Below are 19,377 nucleotides of genomic sequence, written 5' to 3' on the forward strand. Positions count from 1 at the left end.
TTGCCTCTAATCCAAATTATTTTTAACCGCAAACACCGCCAGCTGGGTCCGGTCCTTAAGCTCCAGCTTTTCCAGAACCCGCGACAGATTGTTGCGCACCGTACCCTCCGCCAGGTACAGGGTCCGGGCGATCTCCCGGTTGTCCATTCCCTGGGCCACCAGGCGCACGATATCCCGTTCCCGGTCCGTCAGGTTGAACGCCCCAGGCCCCGGTTCCGGCTTAGCCGATGGGGTTTCCCGCAGGGAGCGGAACACGCTGTCCCCGAACACCCGCACGCCGGTGCACACCGCTTTCACCGACCGGATCACCGCGTCGTCCCCCATTTCCTTTAAAATGTACCCGTCCGCGCCGTTTTCCAGGGCCGCGTCCACGGTCTCCCGGTCGTCAAAGGTCGTCAGCACCAGGATCCTCACCCCGGGCAGTTCCTCCTTGATGCGCCGGATCGCGTAGGCCCCGTCGTACTCCGGCATACGCATGTCCATGAGCGCCACGTCCGGTTTTTTCTCCTTACACAGCAAAAAGGCCTGAAGGCCGTCTCCGGCCAGGCCCGTTACCTCTATATCCCCATCCTGCTCCAGGATGGCTTTTAACCCCTGGCGCAGGATTTGTATATCGTCCGCAATTACCACCTTTATCATAGCGTTTTCCCCTCCGGTTCCACGGGCAGCCGGATCGTGATTCCAAATCCCGCTCCCTCCTCCGACGCCACCCGCACCTGTCCGCCCGCAGCCTCCACCCGGCGGTAAATCCCCGCAAGGCCGTTGCCCCGGTGAATCTGCCCGCAGCCCCGGCCGTTGTCAAAGATGTAAAATGCCAGGCCGTCGCCGGAAAATTTCAGGATCGCGTCCACATGGGTGGCGGCCGCGTATTTCATACAGTTGGTCAGCGCCTCCTTAAAGCTTGGGAGAATGACCGGGCACAGATGGCTGTAGCGGGGGCTGTCCGTCCCCTGAACCGTCACCTCCACCTCGAACTCCCGGATGCTCTCCGCCAGGCGGCGCACCCCCTGGGACACCAGGCCGTCGGCGCCCATAGCCCGCAGATTGTTGATGGAACAGCGCAGCTCCCGGATTCCCCCGGCCGCCAGCTCCTCGGCCTGGATCAGGTAAGTCTCCAGCTCCGCCTGGTCCCCTGCCTCTTCCTTACGGCCGATGCGGACCAGCTTGAGCAGGGAATTGATCATGGTCAGGGTGTGGCCCGTGGTGTCATGGACCTCCTGGGCGATCCGGTTGCGCTCCTGCTCCACGGCCAGGCGCTCCCCCTGGACCGCCAGCTCCCGCTCCCGCTCCAACAGCTCATAATACCGGCTCACATCCATGGCCAGCACCGTTCCCGCCTGAAAATGCCCGCTCCGGTCCCGCCTGCTCCTGCGGCGGATTTCCAGCCTGCGCTCCCCGGACCGGACCAGGAAACGCTGCTTCTGCTCCCGGGAAACGGAATCGGCATCCGGTACCGGCAGATTCTGCGCGCAGTCCTCCGGCGACTCCTCCAGCCGCTCCATCCCGCGCACCGCCTCCTCGAACACGGCCATTTCATCCCCGTTTTCCACCCCGAACCAGTCCTTTGCCACCGCGTTGGCGCAGGTGATGCGGCCACGCTCATTGTAGACCAGCACCGCCTCCGGCAGCTCCGCCAGAATCTGCCCGAAGGCCAGGGAGTTCACGTCCAGGAAATCGTACCGGTACACCGCCAGAAGCATGATCAGGCTGGACACGGAGAAAGCCGGGGGCGTCAGGTCAAAGCCGGTCTGAACCGCCCCGGAAATGTGCAGCAGGTTAAACAACAGCGGCACGGCCGCGGAGACCAGAATCATGGCGATGTGCAGGGCGCGCACCCGGTATCTGCGGAAATTCCCCGCCACCGCGGCCATTCCCGCCACCACGCAGGCGTAGGTAAATACCACGTGCAGCATAAACGCCGGGCCGTAGACCACATTTCCCACCTCGAACTCAGCGTAGAACAGGTGATGAACTTCATTGGTCAGCAAAACGGCGTAGTTGACCGCCGGCAAGCCCCACAGCAGAACCATCGCCCACAGAGGCATGGGCTTTCCCCCATACCGGAGGGCAAACACCAGCCACGCCGGACCGATGAAGCAGATGCCCACGTAGGAAACCGCGTAAGCCGTGTAAAGCCCTTCCCGGGACTGCACAAACCCCAGAAACAGCTGGGGTACGCACCAGACCACAATGAGCAGCTGGCAGGCGATAAACGCGCAGACCGTCCGGTTCCGGTCCGCTTTCAACAGCAGCCAGACCGCCGAGTAAAGGGACATGGCGATGGCCGCCAGATAGGTAATATTGAGCAGGACATCAAACATATTGGTTCTCCCACGGTATATCGCTTTCAAAGAGTCAGGCAGAGCGCAGCCGCCCTGCCCGTACCCTGATTATACGATATGTCTACAGTTTCTGTCAAAGCAAATGCTATCGCTTTTTCATTTCATTTCGGGCTGCAAACAGGATCAGACCTATGCCTGCGGCCAGCAGGTAAACCCACCAGGATATACTGAGCCAGAAGCTTCTCGTCGCATACAGCGCCACGCCCAGGGCCGTTCCCCCGGAAATGAACGCCCACCGGCGGCATTTCCCCGCGCAGGACGGCACCAGCACCGACAGGCAGACCCCTTCCAGAATCAGCGCGTCCGCCAGCCGGTTGGTGGCAAAGGCGTCAAGGGTCAGCGCCAGCAGGCAGAGACCGTACAGGCCCGTCTGCAGATTGTACATCCACCGGCTCTTTCCCCAGATGTTCTCCAGACACCGGATATAGACCGCGGCGGGGATCAGGGAAATTTCCAGGCGGATAAGCTCCGGCCATGTGATAAAGGGCTGCGCCCAAAAAGCCAGCACCGCCAGCGCTCCGGCGGCGGTAAACGCGGCCCGGCGCAGGGGTTTTAACGCCGCATACTGCAAGGTGCAAGCGATCCCTGCCAGAATACAGGCAAAACGCCATTCCCGCCCGGGAGCCGCGATTCCCATCACCAGCAGGGCCGGGGCGGCCAGTACGCAGAACCAATCCAGACGCACGCCTGTCTTTTGCCGCTCATCCGCCTCCAGTATCCGCCATTTCACCCGCAGCAGCCCGCCGAAAATCAGCAGAAATGCCAGTGTTCCCCCATAAACGCGTTCTTCCCCGATCTGATAGCGGCTGATCAGAGCCGCCGGCAGCCAGAGCACAGCAGCCGCGGGCAGAAGGTGCAGGTTCAAATTGCCCCTGCGGTAGGTCAGAACATAAACCGCAGCGAAGGCTGCCAGGCAGACGGGCAGGCAGGCCAGCTCCGGCCCCGCGCCCCGGTAGAAGCCCATCATCACTGCGATGTAGATCACCGCAAAGCCGATTTGGAAAAAGCCTTCCATTTCCTGGGCCGGTTTTCTCACGCGCCACAGCAGATATTCTGCGGCGAACACCGCCAGGACCACAAGCCGTCTCTGCACGGCAAGCTCCAGATACGGATAACAAGCCGTATGAACCCCGGCCAGCGCCAGAACGCATGCTCCGTAAACGGATATGGCGCGCGCCCTCTGTTCCTGCCCCCGGCTGCGGACAACCAGGTAAGCGGCCGTTATCAGGTAGAACGGCTGCGCGGCCGACGGGCCCCGGAAATAATGGATCAAAAAGTACGCCGCTCCCAGACACGCTCCCAGAACCCCAAGTCCGATCTGCATGCGGTCGCACTTCAGGATATCCCAGACCATAAAAATTACCAGGTAGGCCAGAAACAGTTCCTCGCAACCAATTCCAAATATCCCCAAATTGACCTCCAATATGGAAGCCGCCAGGACCGGAAGCCCCAGCGCCGCCAGCGGAAGCGCCTGGCGCAACGGTTTCATCCGCCGGGTCCAGGATTCCGCGGCCGCCGCGAAAGCCAGAACGGCAGCAGCCGCCATGAGATAACGGCTGCCGCTTCCGGCCCCCATCACGGCCCTGGCAAAGAGCAGCGCGGCGTCCCCAAAAGCCAGAACGGTAAACAAAAGCTCCCCGGCCGGGCTTGCCAGCGGATGTTTGAACCGCCGCCCAAGCAGATACAGCCCGGAAAATACCAGGGCCGCGATGAGCAGATGCCGGTTTAAGCTCAATGGCAGGTAAAAGATACCGTAGTTCAGAAACGCAGCCGTCATCAGGCTGTGCAGGCCGTTTAATGCCTCATTGCGGGACTTCAGGGCTTCCAGCGTGATGTCCAGGGTCAGCAGGCCCATGCAGATGAAACCGTGGGCCGTCAGACCGCCGTCCGCGATTCCGGCCAGCAGTATTCCGCAAAACAGCAGCAGGCCCGCCACTCCGCCCATGAGCCGCAGCGCTTCCCGGGCGGCGCTGTTCACCGGTCCGCGCTCCAGCAGGGCCAGGATCACCAAACCGGCCGCCACGGTGTAAAGCCCGGCCGCCGCGGTATCCGGCGCAACAAGCCGCCACAGGCCCGCCAGGAGCTGCACGGAAAACATTGCAAGATATGCCTGACACATTTCCCCGGAATCTCCGCCGTTTCGGCCGGGGTCCAGACCCAGAAAGAGGTGAACGCCTGCCATCAGGAAGGCCGCCGCCGCGGTGGTAACCCCTGTGCCCAACACGATCAGCACCAGGGCGCTGATTCCCCACAGATTGATGGTTGCGAACATGGGGAATATGCGCAGGATGCCGGGCAAAGCCGATTCTTTTTTCCTTCGCACGAGGAATTGCGCAGCCCCCGTCACAAGCAGGCCGTAGCAGGCCATGCCCAGGGCGAACCCCAGACGGCCGGGGTGGAAGGAAGCGGTCAAAAGCGCGGCCGCCACGGTGAGACCGGACAAGCAGCAGCCCGCGTAGACGGTTTCCGTAAATTTTCTAAGCCCCGCAAACAGCGCCAGCTCCGTAAACACCGTGCCAGCCAGAAGCAGAAGATACCGGTGACGGCCGGCGAGCGAAAACTCCGGGCCAAGAAGCCGGAAGTACCCCACCGCCAGAACCGCCACAAACAGGAAGATGCTGCCCAGGATGTAGAACGCCTTCGAGGTTCCACGGATGTTCAGACGGTGATCCGCGATGGCGCTGGCCCCGAAAAAGATTCCCGAAAATGCCAGGACCAGAACCACCTTGAACAGGTCCGGCAAAATCCGCCACGCCGTGGTTGCAAAAATCAGGCCCGCCAGAATCACAAACACCACGCCCACAACAAGAGCCACCGTTCCCTGCCGGATGGCGGGGGGAGCGTCTGGCCGGATAGGCGCCGGGGCGGGAGGCGTGTCTTGCCGCATAGGCGCCGGGGCAGGAGGCGTATCTTGCCGCATTGACGCCGGGGCGGGAGGCGTATCTTGTCGCATAGGCGCCGGGGCGCCCCGGTCCGGTTCCACACACCCCGCCGGTACATATGTTGCAGCTCCGCCGGAACCAGGGGCAGCCAGCGTCTCCTCCGCGGCCGGCAGAGGATATCCCTGCGCAAAATCCGGCGCGGACGGCGAATTCAGCCCAAACCCAACCCCCTGTGGAACCGCAAAACTGTTTTCCGCTTCGCACGATACAGGTGCGCTCTCCGACGTGCGCTCCCAAACACTGTCCGGCACACGCTCCGGCGCATTTTCCGGCGCATTTTCCCGCACACGCTCCGGTGCGCTCTCCCATACATTCTCCGGCCTCCACGCCGCCCCCGCCCGCGCTGCGGCCAGCTCCCGGTTCAGCTCGTCAATCTTTCTCTTTTTCTGCCCGTTCAGCACGGCCAGCACGATGATCGCGGCCAGCTCTGCAAACGGCAGCACCAAATATAATAAAAACAGAATCACAATCGTCATACCCATCCTCCTGTTTTGCCACTTGTCCTTTGTCTCTTTCTGTCCTTATTATACGGCATTTTCGTCCCCAAGGGCAGAGGTCATGCGTAACAAGCGCCCGTGACATTTGTCACGATTTCCCGAATCATACTGCAAAAAAGCGCCGGGAAACAGAGAGTTCTGTCTCCCGGCGCGGCCGTCTACTGCTCCTTGTGGTATTTATCCTCATACATGGCCTTATCCGCACGGTCCAGCACATCGCTCAGGCTCCGGTCCGTCTCCGCGTCGTAAAACGCATATCCCACTGAAATCCCCGGCCGGAACCCCGAATAATGGCCAAAATGCTTCATCTCCCGTTTCAGCGCCGTCACTTCACCCCGCACCTCATCCGGCAGGCGGTTAACCAGCAGCACCACAAACTCGTCGCCGCCGATCCGGTATACCTCCCCCCACGCAAATGTCTTGCGGATGGCCGCTGCCGCGTAGCGGATGTACTCGTCGCCCATATTGTGGCCGAACCGGTCGTTGGCCTGCTTTAAGCCGTTTAAATCGCACATCACCATACACAGAGATTTCCCGGCCTCCAGCTCCTCATTGAAAGCCGCGGTCTCCCGCTCAAAGGCCATACGGTTCTTGACTCCGGTCATACCGTCGCAGTCCCGCTCCACCTCCAGCATCTTCTTCTGGCGCATCTCCTCCGTCACGTCCTCGATCACTCCGACTGCAACCCCGTTTCGCTCCTTCCGGCTGATCCGAATCCAGGACTCCTGGCCACAGCTATCAAGCAGCAGCGTTCCGTCCTCATTTTCCGACTGTTCGTACAGCCCGCGCAGGTAAGCGCTAAACGCGTCCCGGTCCCGGGCGAATCTGCGCTCCTGCTCCCGGCTCAGCCGCAAAAGCCGCGGGACCTGCATGGTCATCAGCACCCGGTTGTTGTGCCGGCTCATCTCAAAGACGCCCACCGGAACCTCCGAAAGCTCCATAAGACGGGAATATTTGGTAAACCAGCGGCTGATCACCAGGGCCAGCACAGTCCCCAGAAACAGGGAGACCAAAAAGGAAATCGCCAGAATCGTACTGATCTGCTGCGGAGACTTAAGCAGCTCGGAGCCGTCGATCAGGCCGATGAGATACCATTTCTCCCCTGAAAACGGCGTATTGTTGTAGTACATTCCCATTTCATTGACACCGGCGTACAGTTCCTTCTGTTCCCCGGTACCCTTCAGGCGGCAAATGCCGTTCGCCTCATCCACCAGGTCCATCTCCAGCGGTTCTCCCTCCGAAAACACGCTCTTCTGAAGCGCCCCGTTCAACACGGACACCCGCAGCGGACTGTCCTCCCCGTCCCTGGTGCCGATGATATAGCCGTAGGACTCGGGGCCCGGTCCCTGGGACGCCGGGAGATTTTTATAGAGATGGTGAACGGATATCTCCACCCCGAACACGCCGATGGGATTGCCTTTTTTGTCGTCCAGCGGCACGGAATAGGTGATCACTTCCTCTGCGCCGGGCGCGGGCCTGAAGGGCTTGCTCCAATACCCTAACAGCTTGGTATCCTCCGTCAACCCCACATTGCCGAAGGGCTTCCCATAAAAATCGCTGTCGATTGCGTCTAAGTCCAGCCGGTAACCCCAGTTGGCGTCCGTCACCAGATGGAGCCTCTGCGCCACATTCCAGGGACCGTACAGCATGTAGGTGCTGGCGTTCCTCACGTCCGTGCGGTTGGGGTTGGCATTCCTGAAATACAGGGCCGCGTGATTGTTGGTCCCCGGCTCCACCTCGTTTAAAATCAAAAATGCCCCTGTGGTCTTGGTGTAGTACATGGAGTCGAGAACCACCGGAGCGATGCCCTCCAAAAGCTCATCCACGCTCCCGGCGGTCTCCCCGCCTTTAATGGCTTCATCGGTAAAATACTGGCGAATCTGCGCGGTATAATGCTCAAAATTCGTCCAGACCGAGATCATTTGGTTTTCCAGATTATCCGCCTGCCCGCTGACCTTTTCCGCGAAAATGGCATAGGAATTCTCTTTTGAATGCCGGATCACGCCTCCCGCCACCAGCACAGCCCACATAACGATGCTCTGCAGGACAGCGGAAACAATAAACGCCAGAGCCAGCTTTTGCGCAATGGATTTACTCTTCATGTTCCTCCCCGGCCAGGACCTCGGACATTTTGGCCGTCAGCCCGGCATACCAGCTGCGGAAATTCTCCTCGCTCAGGAAATCCGCCAAAACAGCTTCTTCCTTCTCGCCGCTCTCCACCCGGAGGCGCAGCTCCTCCAGGTCCAGGTTCACCTTTTGGGAGAGCGAATCGCCAAACAGCTGATTAGCGCTGTACGAATTCTCAAAACTCCGCTTGACATAAAATTCCTTGGTCTCCATGGCCTCAAATGCCGCGGCCACGCTTTTCTCCACCGCCAGGTTGTTATCCTCCGGGCGGACATACTTTAACAGCTCCGGAAGGGAGGAAAATGCCTCCCGTTCCACCGGAATATACCCCGTGGACACCGCAAACGCAGCGTTCTGCTCCGGGTCGGTAAACCATTTCATAAATTCCGCGGCCGCAAACTCATGGGCCTCATCCGAGGCGAACCCGCAGAGATTGGCGCCCCGCTGGGTCATCAACTCCGCCCTGCCCTCAAAGGTCGGGTACGGACGCACGATGCACTCGATGGGATAACTCTCCGCTCCGCTCACAATCACGTCCTCGGGAAAATACCCCGCGCCCGCAGACGAGCCGATGTAGGCCGTCAGATTTCCGCTTTTGATGCCGTCCTGGTTAAAGGTCTCGCTCCGGTACCAGCCCATCAGATGGGGGACATAGTAAACATCCCACACCCGTTTCGCCGCCTCCTGGGGGTAATCGAACACTACGCTGCCATTTTCCGGCCGGTAGGGCTCCCGCCCCAGCTGCACCGCGGACAACAGGGCAAAATCGTTGTACGAGTTCATACCCAGAAACGGCTTTCCGCCCGACCACTGGTAGTAGGCCTCCGCCGTTTTTGCCAGTCCCTCCCAGGTGGAAAGTTCCGCCGGGTCCGCCCCTGTGGCCCGGGCAAACCGGGAATACTCCGTCTCGTTTACAAATAAAAGCTCCGTGGACTTGGCGATGGGCAGCATTTTCCGGGCTCCGTCCTCCTCCCAGATACCGTCCTGCAAAAATTCCGGCCGGTACTTCGCCAGGTCCTCCTCGCTGAAATAGTTTCTCAAATCCATCAGCGGCGCGATCTGATCCAGACGGTAGGCGCTGTCGGGATAGGCGGTAAACAAATCCGGCAGCGGGTCCGAGCCGATCACCTGGTTCGCCGACCCGTACAGGGCTTCATCCAGCTCGTCGCTGGCCCCGTAACCGTAAGCGTCCACAATGATGCCCTTCTCTTTTCCCACCGTATCGTTGAAGGTTTCGATGCATTTATCAAACTCCACCTTGGCGTAGGCGTTGTAGGCGTGCCAGAGCGTGACAACCGTGGGGGCGGACGGATCCAGCGGCTGTTTTTGGCTGGAACATCCCGAAACCGCCCCCAGCAGCGCCACAGCCGCCAGCACTGCCAATCGATTGAAAAATTTTTTCATAATCCTCCTGTTCAGTCCTCCCGCGGACAACTCCGCGGACTTCTCTCCTGATCCGTTAATTTCATTATACCGAAGTGCTCATCGATTTACAATCGTTCTTTTCTCAACCTGCGTCAAAAAGGGCCATTCAGCAATCGCCCGCAGGCTTACGCCAGCGGCCCATTACATCCAACAGTCGCCCGCAGGCTTACGCCAGCGGCCCATTGCATCCAACAATCGCCCGCAAGCTGCGCCAGCGGCCCATTGCATTCAAACAAAATGCAGGCAGACGCCCTTTCCGCCCACCTGCATTTTATGTTAATCATTGGCCATCCGCCGCGCTCAGACCGTCTGTTGTTTCGCTTCCGCCAGCCGGGCGTAAAACTGGGGATAAAAATCCTCCTGCGCGCGGTACGGCGTCACAAAAAAGCAATTTAACAAATACAAATTGAACTGCCGGGCCAGGTTCTCGTCCCCGGAGGCCTTGAGTATTTCCTGAGAATCCTTCAAAAAATAGTGCCAATCCGCAATATACGCCTCATGGGTTCCCACATCCGGCGTGTCGATCCACTTGCGCACCTTCACCTTGGAGCGGTTCTCCTTCCTGCACTCGTGGACCTGGAGAAAATAGGAAAATGAACGGTTCTCATACAGCCGTCCCAGCGGGAAAATCCGGCAGAAGCCCGGTCGGAAGGGATGGATCGAACAGCGCCCCTCCTGATTCAAAAAGGCGCAGCGCTCCCCCGGCCCGCTCATTTTCAGATTGGGCAGAATGATCCCGTCCACCACGTTGAGCTCCAGAGGACCTGCAGGCAGCTCCTGAAAGCCGCAATGGAGATTGGCCGTCAGGTGGAAAATATCCAGGGGGTCCAGCACAATGGAGCTGCCCATGCCCGTGCAGCAGGCAAAGCACCCCCTACAGTCCCCGCAGTCCGCCCGGACCATGTCGTTCAGGCCGTATAATCTGCCGTCGGAGATTTCGTTGAGATTGATGTGGCGTTCCATAGGTCAGACTCCTTTTCTGAGGCATAATCGTTGTCTGTTGTATTGTAACCAGACGGGGATGAAAAGTCAACCGGAAAGCCTGAAAAGGCCGCTGTGAGCTTGCACCGGACGGAATCTTTGGCAAGCCTGCCCTCCGTCCGGCCTCTCACAACGGCCTTTTCTCACGGTCCTATTCCCACGACTTATTCTTACGGCCTTATTCTCACGGTCCTAATCCCCCGCCCCCTGCTCCATAGGAATCTCAATCCGATCCCGCAGCACATAGGGCCGGTCATAAATCACAATCTCCTTTTCCGTCCCCCGCAGCAGCGTCACCGCGCAGGTTTCCCGGCTAATCCTCACCTCGATCACGCTGTCCTCATAGAGGAAACGGAAATGATAGCCCTCCCACTGTTTGGGCAGGCAGGGACGAAGGGACAGGCCCTGCTCCCTGATCCTAAGACCTCCGAAGCCGTACACAATCCCCATATAGCTGCCGCCCATATTGGCGGTGTGGATGCCGTCCTTGGTGTTTTTGTGGGCGTTGTACAGGTCCATTTTCGCCGAATCCCCGAAATACCCGTAGGCCTTCTCCACCATACCCAGCCGCGCCGCCATGATGCTGAAGATACAGGAGGACAGGGAGGAATCGTGGGTGGTCACCTTCTCGTAGTAGGCGTAGGATTTGCGGATGGTCTCCAGGTCCTCTTCCTCCTCCAGAATGAAGTGGGCCAGCACCGTGTCCGCCTGCTTGCACACCTGATACCGGTACAGTTCCAGGGGATGGTGATGCAGCAGGAGCGGTTTGTCCTCCTCCGGGATGGCGGACACGTCCCAGAGCTTTTTCTGGAGGAAGGAATCGTCCTGTGGATTGATCCCAAGCTCCTCGTCATAGGGCAGGAACACCGCCTCCGCGGTCTTTACAAAGGCCTCCGCCTCCCCGTCCGTGAGCCCGGTCCGCTCTGCCAGCCCGTCCGCCTTCCCCGCCTCCTTTAACCTGCCGTACAGCTTGGCCGCCCAGATCAGGTTGTATTTAGCCAACGCGTTGGTGTAATAATTGTTGTTCACCATACAGGTGTATTCGTCCGGCCCGGTGACCTCGTTGATGTGGAATTTTCCCTGGTACCAGCAGCCCAGGTCCATCCAAAGCCTGGCCGTCTCCACCACGATCTCCGCCCCGCACTGCTCCATGAACTCCAGATCGCCGGAGGCCAGGTAGTAAGCGACCACCGAGTAGGCCACGTCCCCGCTGATGTGGTAGGCCGCCGTGCCGGAAGGAAAATACCCCGAGCACTCGCTGCCCATGATGGTGCGCCAGGGGTACAGCGCCCCTTGCTTATGACCCATCTGTCTGGCGTTCTCCCTGGCATTTTCCAGAATCTGGTAACGATAACCGATCAGGTTCCTGGCGATCTCCCGGTTGGTCAGGGTGAAAAAGGGCAGAATGTACATTTCCGTGTCCCAGAAATAATGGCCTTCGTACCCCTCGCCGCTGAGGCCCTTGGCCGCGATGTTGCCGTAGCGGTCCTTGGTAACGGACTGGAGCAGCTGGTAAACGTTGTAGGTCAGCGCCCGGTTCAGCTCCCCGTCCCCGTACACGTCGATCTCGCAGGTGTCCCAGAACGCGTCCAGGTAACGCTCCTGGCCTTCGTACAGCGCCTTGGCGGGCTGTGCGGTCAGGGCTTCCAGCTTCTCCTTCGCCTGCCCCGCCGGGTCCGCAAAGTGGCAGGAATCGCACAGCACCGTGTATTTCAGCAGCCGGAAGCATTTCCCGCGGACCAGCTTCACCCGGAAGGTCTCCCGGGCCAGTCCCTTTTCCAGGCTGAGGCTGTGCGCCTCCACCTGCTCCGGCTCCTCCGCCGCGTTTTTCACCGCGCTGCACACGGTTTTGCCGGATTTGGAGGTGTTGGACAGGATATAGGAAGCCCCCCCATCCTCCCAGGTCTCCCCGATCAGGATGTGCTGGATCTCCTCCCCCGCCACCCTGGGGTCGTTGGGATCGAAAAAGTTCTTCACATCCCCCTTGTGGACCGACGAAAGATCTGCGGTTCCGTCGAAATTCAGCGGTTCCAGCTCATACCGGACCAGGAACAGGGAGGTGTCCACAAAGGAGGCCATTCGGGTGATTTTGATGCGCACCTGCCTGCCATCGGGGCTCTCCCACCAGATTTCCCGCAGGGTGATGCCCTTTCGCATGTCCAGAACCCGGCGGCTTTTCATCACCGTGCCCTCAAACATGCTGAAGGTTTCCCCCTCCAGCTTCAGGGTGATGGTCTGGGTGTCCGCCACGTTCAGGATCGTCTGCTTCTCCTCCACCAGGCCGTGGAGCTTCTCAGCCTGACCCATGTACGCGAAATCGTAAAACCCGTTGATGTAGGTGCCCCGGACCTGGGAAAAGCCCTGGGGATACCCCTCCTCAAAGCATCCCCTGACGCCCAGGTAGCCGTTTGCATTGTGAAACAGAGTCTCTCCCAGAAGCAGCTCCTGGTTGTCCAGGGAAAAATCCTCTGCGCACAGTGTATATTTGTCCATTTCTATCTCCTTACGCTTACCCAATATTTAAGAGCTCCTCAAAGGTCCCCAGGCTCACATCCGCCAGCGGGCAGCCCGCCGCGCTGTGGACCGCCACGGCAAACATTCCTCCGGCCTTCGCCGCCCGGATGCCCGCCTCTGCGTCCTCGATCACGGCGCAGTCCGCGGGTTCCAGGCCCAGAAACGCGGCGGCCTTCAAAAATACCTCCGGGTCCGGCTTGGAGCGCTGAATGTTGTTGCCGTCCGACACCGCGTCGAACAGCCCTGTGATCCCGGTCCGCTCCAGTATCAGCCCCGCGTTTTTGCTGGAGGAGCCGATGGCCAGCCTGAATCCCCGCTGCCGCAGCTTTACCAGCGTGTCCTTCACCTTCTCCTCCACCGCGTCCGGGGTCAGTTCCTCCAGCAGCTCCCGGTAGTAGGTGTTTTTCTCCTCCGCCAGACGCCGCTTTTCCTCAGCGTCCAGCGCTGGGCCGTGAGCATTTTCCAGGATAATGTCCAGGGACTCCTCCCGGCTCACCCCTCTCAGGCGGTTGTTGACCGTCTCGTCAAACGCAATCCCAAGGCGGTCCGCCATCCGCTTCCACGCCTGGTAATGCAGCTTGTCCGTGAACACGATCACGCCGTCCAGGTCGAATATAAAACCTTTGATGGTTCCAGTTGTTTTCGTCGTCATCCCTTTACTGATCCTCCCAAATAGTCCGGTTTCAAGTACCGCTGAAGCACAAATGTGACAAGAATCACCGGGATCGCCAGAATGGTGGAGTACGCCGCCCGCTCAAACACATTTCCCCTGGACACATAGTAGTAAATCTGCAGCGGCAGGGTCTTGGAGTTGTTGGACAAATACATGGCGTATGTAAATTCATTCCAGGCGTTCAGCCACACGTACATGGCGCTCACCGCGATGCCCTGCATGGACACCGGCAGAATCACCTTGACAATGGCCTGCAGCCTGGAAGCGCCGTCGATCCAGGCCGCTTCGTCCAGGGCCACCGGCACCTCGGCGAAGGTGGACACCAGAATCCAGGCCATGAAGGGAATCTGGGTGATCATGTTGGCCAGCACCAGGCCAAGGGACGTGTCGATCAGGTCCATTTTCAAAAATGTCACGGAAATGGGCAGGGCGATGGCCACGCTGGGGATCATCCTGGTGAAAAACAGGCCCAGCACAAAGGCGTAGCGCTTCTTCTTCGACATCCGGGACACCACATAGGAGGCCGGAACCACGATGACCAGGGAGCCCAGGGTGGTCAGGCAGGACACGATCAGGCTCTTTTTTAAGGGCGCCCAGAGATTCCCCGAGCGGAACACGTTCAGCCAGTGCTCCCAGGTAAACTGATGGATCAGCAGCGTGGGATGCTGGGTCAAAATCTCGCTCTTCACGCTGAAGGACACCTTGGCCAAAAGATACACCGGCGTCACCATGATCAGGCAGATCACAATGATCGCAACATAAAAGGCCGCTTTGCCGCACGTTTTTTTCATCTTCTCCTTCCCCCTTTCTTCTCCCGTTCAAAGGCAAACATGTAGGCCATGACAATGACCAGAATCAAAGCTAACAGCACCGTCGAGGCCACAGCCGAGTATGCGTTGTTTCCATAAGAATACTCCTCGTAGGACATGGTGGCGAGAAACGGGGTGGTTCCTCCCAAAAGGACCTTGGGCAGCTCGAAGATTCGCAGCAGGTCCACCAGCCTGGTCAGCACGGTCATGGTCACCGTGGCCTTGAGCTGGGGAATGGTGATGTAGCGGAAGCAGTCGAATTTTCCCGCGCCGTCCACATCCGCCGCCTCGTACAGCTCCAGTGGAATGGATTCTAAGCCGGATAAAAACAGCATCACCACCATGGGCATGACCTTCCAGGAGTCCGCCACCGCCACCACAAACAGGCTGCGCAGGCGGTTGGCCGTCCAGTCGATGGGGATGGGCGTCACGTTCAGCCGGTATAAAATCTCGTTCAGATAGCCGGACATCCCGAATAAGTACAGCATAGCCACGCCGGACACCATGGTGGGAATGCCCATGGGCAGCATAACCAGGGTTCTCGCCAGTCCTTTTCCCACAAAATTCTTCCTCAGCATTGAGGCCAAAAGATAACCGATCACCATTTGAATCAAAAGCCCGATGGCCGACACAAACAGGGTGTTGATTACCGCCTCCGAGAAGAAGCTGCGCCCAAAAACGTAGGCGTAATTGCGCAGCGTCCACTCGGAGGTAATCTGGTCCTTGAAGCTGAGGAGGATCGTCTGGAAAATGGGCACAATGGTAAAGCTAAACACAAAGATCATTAACGGAGCCACCAGTACGGTATTCAACCCGTGCTTTTTAAGCCACTGGGACGTCCCGCTCTTTCCAACTGTCTTTTCCATGGTATCCTCCTCTTAGAGTTATTCGCCCTTGGCCTGCTTCGCTTCCTCGATGGTGTTGTGGTACTTGTCCAGAATGCCCTGGACGTCGCTCTCGCCGTTGATCACGATCTCGGTAAACGCGTCGTTGATGGCCTTGTCCACGTCGGACCAGTAGGGCACGATGGGTCTGGACTGGGCGAAATCCAGAGCGGTCATCACGTCCTCAATGTAGGGCTTCTGCCACTCCTCCACCTCGCCTAAGGCGTCGTTTCTGGCCGGTGCCCAGCCGATCTTGGTGAACAGCACGTTCTGAACCTTCTCAGACATCAGATATTCCACAAACTTGAGAGCTTCCTCCTTGTGCTCGGTTCCCTTCGCAATACCTACAACCGTGGTGGTGGTCACCTTGGAAATGCCCTTGGGTCCCTCAAAGCCCACGTAGGACTTGACCTCCGTCTTGCCGCCGTCCTTCACCACCGTGGTGGCGCAGAAGGGCCAGTTGGAGCCGTAGTAGATGGATTCGGTTGCCAGAAGCTCGTTCACGCCGTTAAAGTCAGCCCGCTTGGACTCCGGAGAGAGGTAGGGCCACAGCTGCTGCAGGAAGGTAAACGCCTCCACGGAACCTGCGTCGTTGAGCACCAAGGGATCGCCGCCCGCGGAGCGGATGAACTCCAGGCAGGTGATGGTCAGCGCGGAGCCGGAAGCGGCCTGGATGGCAACCCGGCCAACGCCCTCCTTCTCGTGCAGGGTCTTGGCAAATGCCAGCAGCTCGTCCCAGTTCTGGGGCGGGGTCAGGCCGTACTCGTTCAGCTTCGCCTCGTTGTAGTAGTTGGTCTGCACATTGGGGCGGATGGGAACCACAGTCACCTTGCCGTCGAACATCAGCTCCTCGTAGAGGTTGCCCGGAATGGCCTCGGGGATGGTCACCAGGCCGGTCAGGTCCTCAGCCAGGTCCTTGCCCAGGATTCCCGGCAGGTACACGGTGCTGGGCGCGAACACGTCGATCTCGTGCTTGCCCGCCTGGGCCAGGGCCTCCAGCTTGCTCTCCATATCCTTGTTCTCCATCTGGATGCCGTTGACCTTGATCCCGGTCTCCGCCTCAAAGGGGGCCAGAATATCCTCGCGGAACACCTGCCACTCCTCCTCTGCCAGGGGAATCGCAAAGTTCAGGGTCACGCTCTGGGCCGCTTTCCCGCTGTCGCCGCTTCCGCCCGCCTGCGTACCGGCGCTCTGTCCGCCGCCGGAGCTCCCGGAGCCTCCGCAGCCGGCCAGCATTCCCGCCGCCAGAGCCGCCGCCATTGCAATCGCCGCAACCTTTGTCATTCTCTTTTTCATGATACGTTCTCCTTTATATGATAAAATTTAAACAAATAAAAACAACCGATTCAGGTTTTGCCCGTCTTTGTCAGGGCTGGGATGTGAGAAATGTTTTGCTGCCGTATGCTATATTTATTTCTGCTGTATTTACTTCTGCATTCTGGGCCGCCCGGCCAGATAGCGCTCAAAGGTCTCCAGATCCCGGTTCAGGATCAGCTCTTTGGGATATCCCACGGATTCCAGCATCTCAAAGGCCCAGTCCGCCTGCCCGATCTTCGCCGCAAAGTGGGCGTCCGTTGAGATTACCACCGGCACCTCATACTGTGCGCACAGCCTGGCGATCACGGGGCAGCGCTCCCCGGAGCCGGGGCGGCCGATGGGCGAGTGGTTGTTGATCTCCATCACCTTGCCCAGGCGCTTCACCTCCCGGACCACGGTCTCGTAGTCGTACACGTAGTCGTCGTTTCCGCTGTGCCCCAGAGCGTCCACGTAAGGGTTCTCCAGGACCTTTAAATATCCCCGGGTGTGGTCCTCCACCGAGGAGGGCGGGCAGCAGCCTACATGGTAGGAGGCGATCACCCAGTCCAGCTTTTTCAAAAACTCCTCCGTGATGTCCAGCCCGCCGTCATAGTCCATGATGTTGGCCTCCGCTCCCCGGAAGATGCGGATTCCGTCCACTTCCTCCCCGATTGCCGATTGGTTGCCGAAATGCCAGATGTGGGGAGCCCCCGGCATCGCAGGCCCATGATCCGTGACCGCCAGTCCCTTCATCCCATACCGTTTCGCATACATCACGCCCTCCAAGACCGTGCTGTAGGCGTGGCCCGACGCGATTGTGTGATAGTGTGTTTCTACAGCTGTGACCATACGTTCCTCCTTTTTGTTGTGTATTTTATCCTTTACTCCAAACTTGAAACGTTTCATTTTTTAACTAAAAAATTTCCCGTTTCCGGGTTCTACGGCAGAGTTTCCCCTGCCAGCCCCAGAACGGATTCGCGCTCCTGCAGCGCAAAAGGCAGCACCAGATTCCCGCCCCGTTTTCCATCCTTCATCCGGCTGACCAGCAGCCTGGACGCCTCCTCCCCGATCTTCTCAAAGGGCTGGGACACGGTGGTCAGCCCCGGGAAGGTGTACTCCGCCATCTCGATGCCGTCAAATCCCACGATGGACAGATCCTCCGGCACCCGCAGCCCCGCCTCCTGGACGGCCCGCATGGCCCCGATAGCCACATCGTCCGACACTGCGAACACGGCGGTGAAATCCCGGCGCTCTCCCAGCAGCCGCTTCATATCCTCATACCCCCGCTCCAGCCGGTATCCGCCGCAGACGATCAGGGTCGGGTCCACCGGAATCCCCTGTTTCCCCAGGGCCCGGCAGTACCCTTCCGTTCTGGGAATACCGGAGTTGGGGTCGTCCGCCTCTCCGGCCAGCAGGCAGATGCGCCTGTGGCCCCTGCCGCACAGGTAGGTGACTGCGTGGTAGGCCGCCGCCTCGTTGTCGATGGTGACGCTGGAAAAATACTTGTCCGGGTACTGGGTCATGGCAAATACCACCGGCACGTGGGTGCGCTTTAACCCCTCGGCGATCTCGTCCCCTACCGTGTTCCCCAGATAAATGATCCCGTCCACCTGGCTTCGCATGAACGCCTGGATGGCGTCCTCCTCCAGACGGGTGTTTCTGGTGGTGTTGTACAGCAGAATGCTGTAGCCGGAGTCCCGGCTGATCTTCTCGATGCCGCGCAGCACCTTGCCCACCACGGGGCTGGAAATGTCGGGAATCATAATTCCAATGGTCTTGGTGGAATTGGCCTTTAAACTCCTGGCAATGGCATTGGGCGTGTAGTCCAGCTCCTGCATGGCTTCCTCCACCTTCAGGCGCGCCTCAGGGCGCACATACTGGTTGTTGATCACCTTGGAAGCCGTCCCCAGGCTGACGCCCGCTAATTTTGCCACATCCTTGAGATTATACCGCTGCTTTTCCATATGAATTCCGCCTTGTTTCGTTATTTATCGCAACTTGAAACGTTACATTTATGATAAACGATTTGAGGTTGTTAGTCTATTGTTAATTTCAATAATATTAGGAATATTTTTTATGCAGATTCACGAATGCAGGAATTGAAAGACTTGGTTATTACTGGATGAGTGTGCCGGAGCTGATAAGTGATACAATCACTTCGCTTTGAAAAAGAAAGAGGAAAATTAGAACAAATCACTGTGCGTACCGGTTCTGGTAAGATATAGAAGCAGCTCCGCATCGGATAATTCGTACACGAGCAGCCAGTCCGGAGTGATATGGCACTCCCTGCATCCGGCAAAATTACCGCTTAAAGCATGATCACGATATTTTTCCGAAAGGGGCTCTCCATTTGCAAGAAGCTCAACTACAGCATCGAGCAGGGAGATATTATACCCCCTTTTTATAATCAGTTTCAAATCCTTCTTGAACTTTGTTGAAGGCACAATCCTATATTACATTTTTAACTTCCTCCAATAATTCTGAAAAGCTGGAATATGTTTTTTTATTGGGATCCTTTTTAAGCATTTGGATCTCTTCTATGGCTTTTATCGTTTCCTGATTCGGAACTTCTCTTGAAATGATAAAAGGAATCCTCTGCTCTCTCACAGCCTGCTTTACAAAGGTTGTAAAGGCCGTTGTCATATTTAACCCTAAATCCGCAAATAATTCCTCGGCTTGTTTTTTTAATTCTTCATCCATGCGGATCGTTACATTGGTGGTTGCCATTATCATAACCTCCCTGTCCTGTCTTTTTATAACCTTAGGCTACAACTCAATATTTATGAGTAAATTATACAGTTTTACGTGTGCGCTGTCAATACCACGCACTTCCAAATCGCAAATGCAGCATCGTGCAGCATCGAACGCAGCAAAATCGCAAAAAATC

Annotated in this window: 15 protein-coding genes; all 15 read right to left on the reverse strand. The window is 58.2% G+C overall.

Annotated features, from left to right (window positions below; all coding sequences use genetic code 11):
* Positions 1-6 precede the first annotated feature (6 nt).
* The 15 genes from ACK2JC_RS06860 to ACK2JC_RS06930 all read right to left on the reverse strand — a co-directional run bounded on the left by ACK2JC_RS06860 (position 7) and on the right by ACK2JC_RS06930 (position 19,217).
* Positions 7-639: a response regulator transcription factor gene (locus tag ACK2JC_RS06860; protein WP_320937803.1), complete on the reverse strand. Its 633-nt coding sequence runs from the start codon at positions 637-639 to the stop codon at positions 7-9.
* Positions 636-2,321 (reverse strand): histidine kinase N-terminal 7TM domain-containing protein, encoded by a 1,686-nt coding sequence (locus ACK2JC_RS06865; RefSeq protein ID WP_368271404.1) that lies wholly within the window; start codon positions 2,319-2,321, stop codon positions 636-638. The genes ACK2JC_RS06860 and ACK2JC_RS06865 overlap by 4 nt, the downstream gene beginning before the upstream one ends.
* 106 nt (positions 2,322-2,427) lie before the next feature.
* Positions 2,428-5,760: a hypothetical protein gene (locus ACK2JC_RS06870; protein WP_368271403.1), complete on the reverse strand. Its 3,333-nt coding sequence runs from the start codon at positions 5,758-5,760 to the stop codon at positions 2,428-2,430.
* A gap of 179 nt (positions 5,761-5,939) precedes the next feature.
* Positions 5,940-7,883, reverse strand: a complete 1,944-nt coding sequence (locus ACK2JC_RS06875) for a diguanylate cyclase domain-containing protein (protein WP_368271402.1) — start codon at positions 7,881-7,883, stop codon at positions 5,940-5,942.
* A complete protein-coding gene (locus ACK2JC_RS06880) occupies positions 7,873-9,327 on the reverse strand; it encodes an extracellular solute-binding protein (protein WP_411338512.1) in 1,455 nt (484 codons plus the stop codon). Before ACK2JC_RS06880 ends, ACK2JC_RS06875 begins: the two co-directional genes overlap by 11 nt.
* 306 nt (positions 9,328-9,633) lie before the next feature.
* The gene (locus ACK2JC_RS06885; RefSeq protein ID WP_368271401.1) at positions 9,634-10,296 is read right to left on the reverse strand and encodes a YkgJ family cysteine cluster protein; all 663 of its coding nucleotides are present in this window, start codon (positions 10,294-10,296) and stop codon (positions 9,634-9,636) included.
* A 210-nt stretch (positions 10,297-10,506) separates the two neighbouring features.
* Positions 10,507-12,807 carry a glycoside hydrolase family 65 protein gene (locus tag ACK2JC_RS06890; protein ID WP_368271400.1) on the reverse strand — a complete coding sequence of 767 codons (2,301 nt, stop codon included), beginning with the start codon at positions 12,805-12,807 and terminating at the stop codon, positions 10,507-10,509.
* 16 nt (positions 12,808-12,823) lie between these two features.
* The gene (gene pgmB / locus ACK2JC_RS06895; RefSeq protein ID WP_320936064.1) at positions 12,824-13,480 is read right to left on the reverse strand and encodes a beta-phosphoglucomutase; all 657 of its coding nucleotides are present in this window, start codon (positions 13,478-13,480) and stop codon (positions 12,824-12,826) included.
* A complete protein-coding gene (locus tag ACK2JC_RS06900) occupies positions 13,477-14,292 on the reverse strand; it encodes a carbohydrate ABC transporter permease (RefSeq protein ID WP_227168282.1) in 816 nt (271 codons plus the stop codon). Before ACK2JC_RS06900 ends, pgmB begins: the two co-directional genes overlap by 4 nt.
* Positions 14,289-15,176 carry a carbohydrate ABC transporter permease gene (locus ACK2JC_RS06905; protein WP_092368741.1) on the reverse strand — a complete coding sequence of 296 codons (888 nt, stop codon included), beginning with the start codon at positions 15,174-15,176 and terminating at the stop codon, positions 14,289-14,291. The genes ACK2JC_RS06900 and ACK2JC_RS06905 overlap by 4 nt, the downstream gene beginning before the upstream one ends.
* An 18-nt stretch (positions 15,177-15,194) precedes the next feature.
* The gene (locus tag ACK2JC_RS06910; protein ID WP_092368744.1) at positions 15,195-16,490 is read right to left on the reverse strand and encodes an extracellular solute-binding protein; all 1,296 of its coding nucleotides are present in this window, start codon (positions 16,488-16,490) and stop codon (positions 15,195-15,197) included.
* A 129-nt stretch (positions 16,491-16,619) separates the two neighbouring features.
* Positions 16,620-17,339 carry a phosphatase gene (locus ACK2JC_RS06915; protein WP_227168280.1) on the reverse strand — a complete coding sequence of 240 codons (720 nt, stop codon included), beginning with the start codon at positions 17,337-17,339 and terminating at the stop codon, positions 16,620-16,622.
* An 89-nt stretch (positions 17,340-17,428) separates the two neighbouring features.
* Entirely contained in the window at positions 17,429-18,454 is a 1,026-nt protein-coding gene (locus tag ACK2JC_RS06920; RefSeq protein ID WP_320936063.1) for a LacI family DNA-binding transcriptional regulator, read from the reverse strand.
* Positions 18,455-18,673: 219 nt separating this feature from the next.
* A complete protein-coding gene (locus ACK2JC_RS06925) occupies positions 18,674-18,937 on the reverse strand; it encodes a type II toxin-antitoxin system YafQ family toxin (RefSeq protein ID WP_320936070.1) in 264 nt (87 codons plus the stop codon).
* 1 nt (position 18,938) lies between these two features.
* Complete coding sequence (locus ACK2JC_RS06930; RefSeq protein ID WP_320936062.1) at positions 18,939-19,217, reverse strand: type II toxin-antitoxin system RelB/DinJ family antitoxin; 279 nt, start codon at positions 19,215-19,217, stop codon at positions 18,939-18,941.
* Between the last annotated feature and the right edge of the window lie 160 nt (positions 19,218-19,377).

It is taken from the genome of Enterocloster lavalensis, assembly GCF_046603895.1.
Classification (GTDB): Bacteria; Bacillota; Clostridia; order Lachnospirales; family Lachnospiraceae; genus Enterocloster; species Enterocloster lavalensis.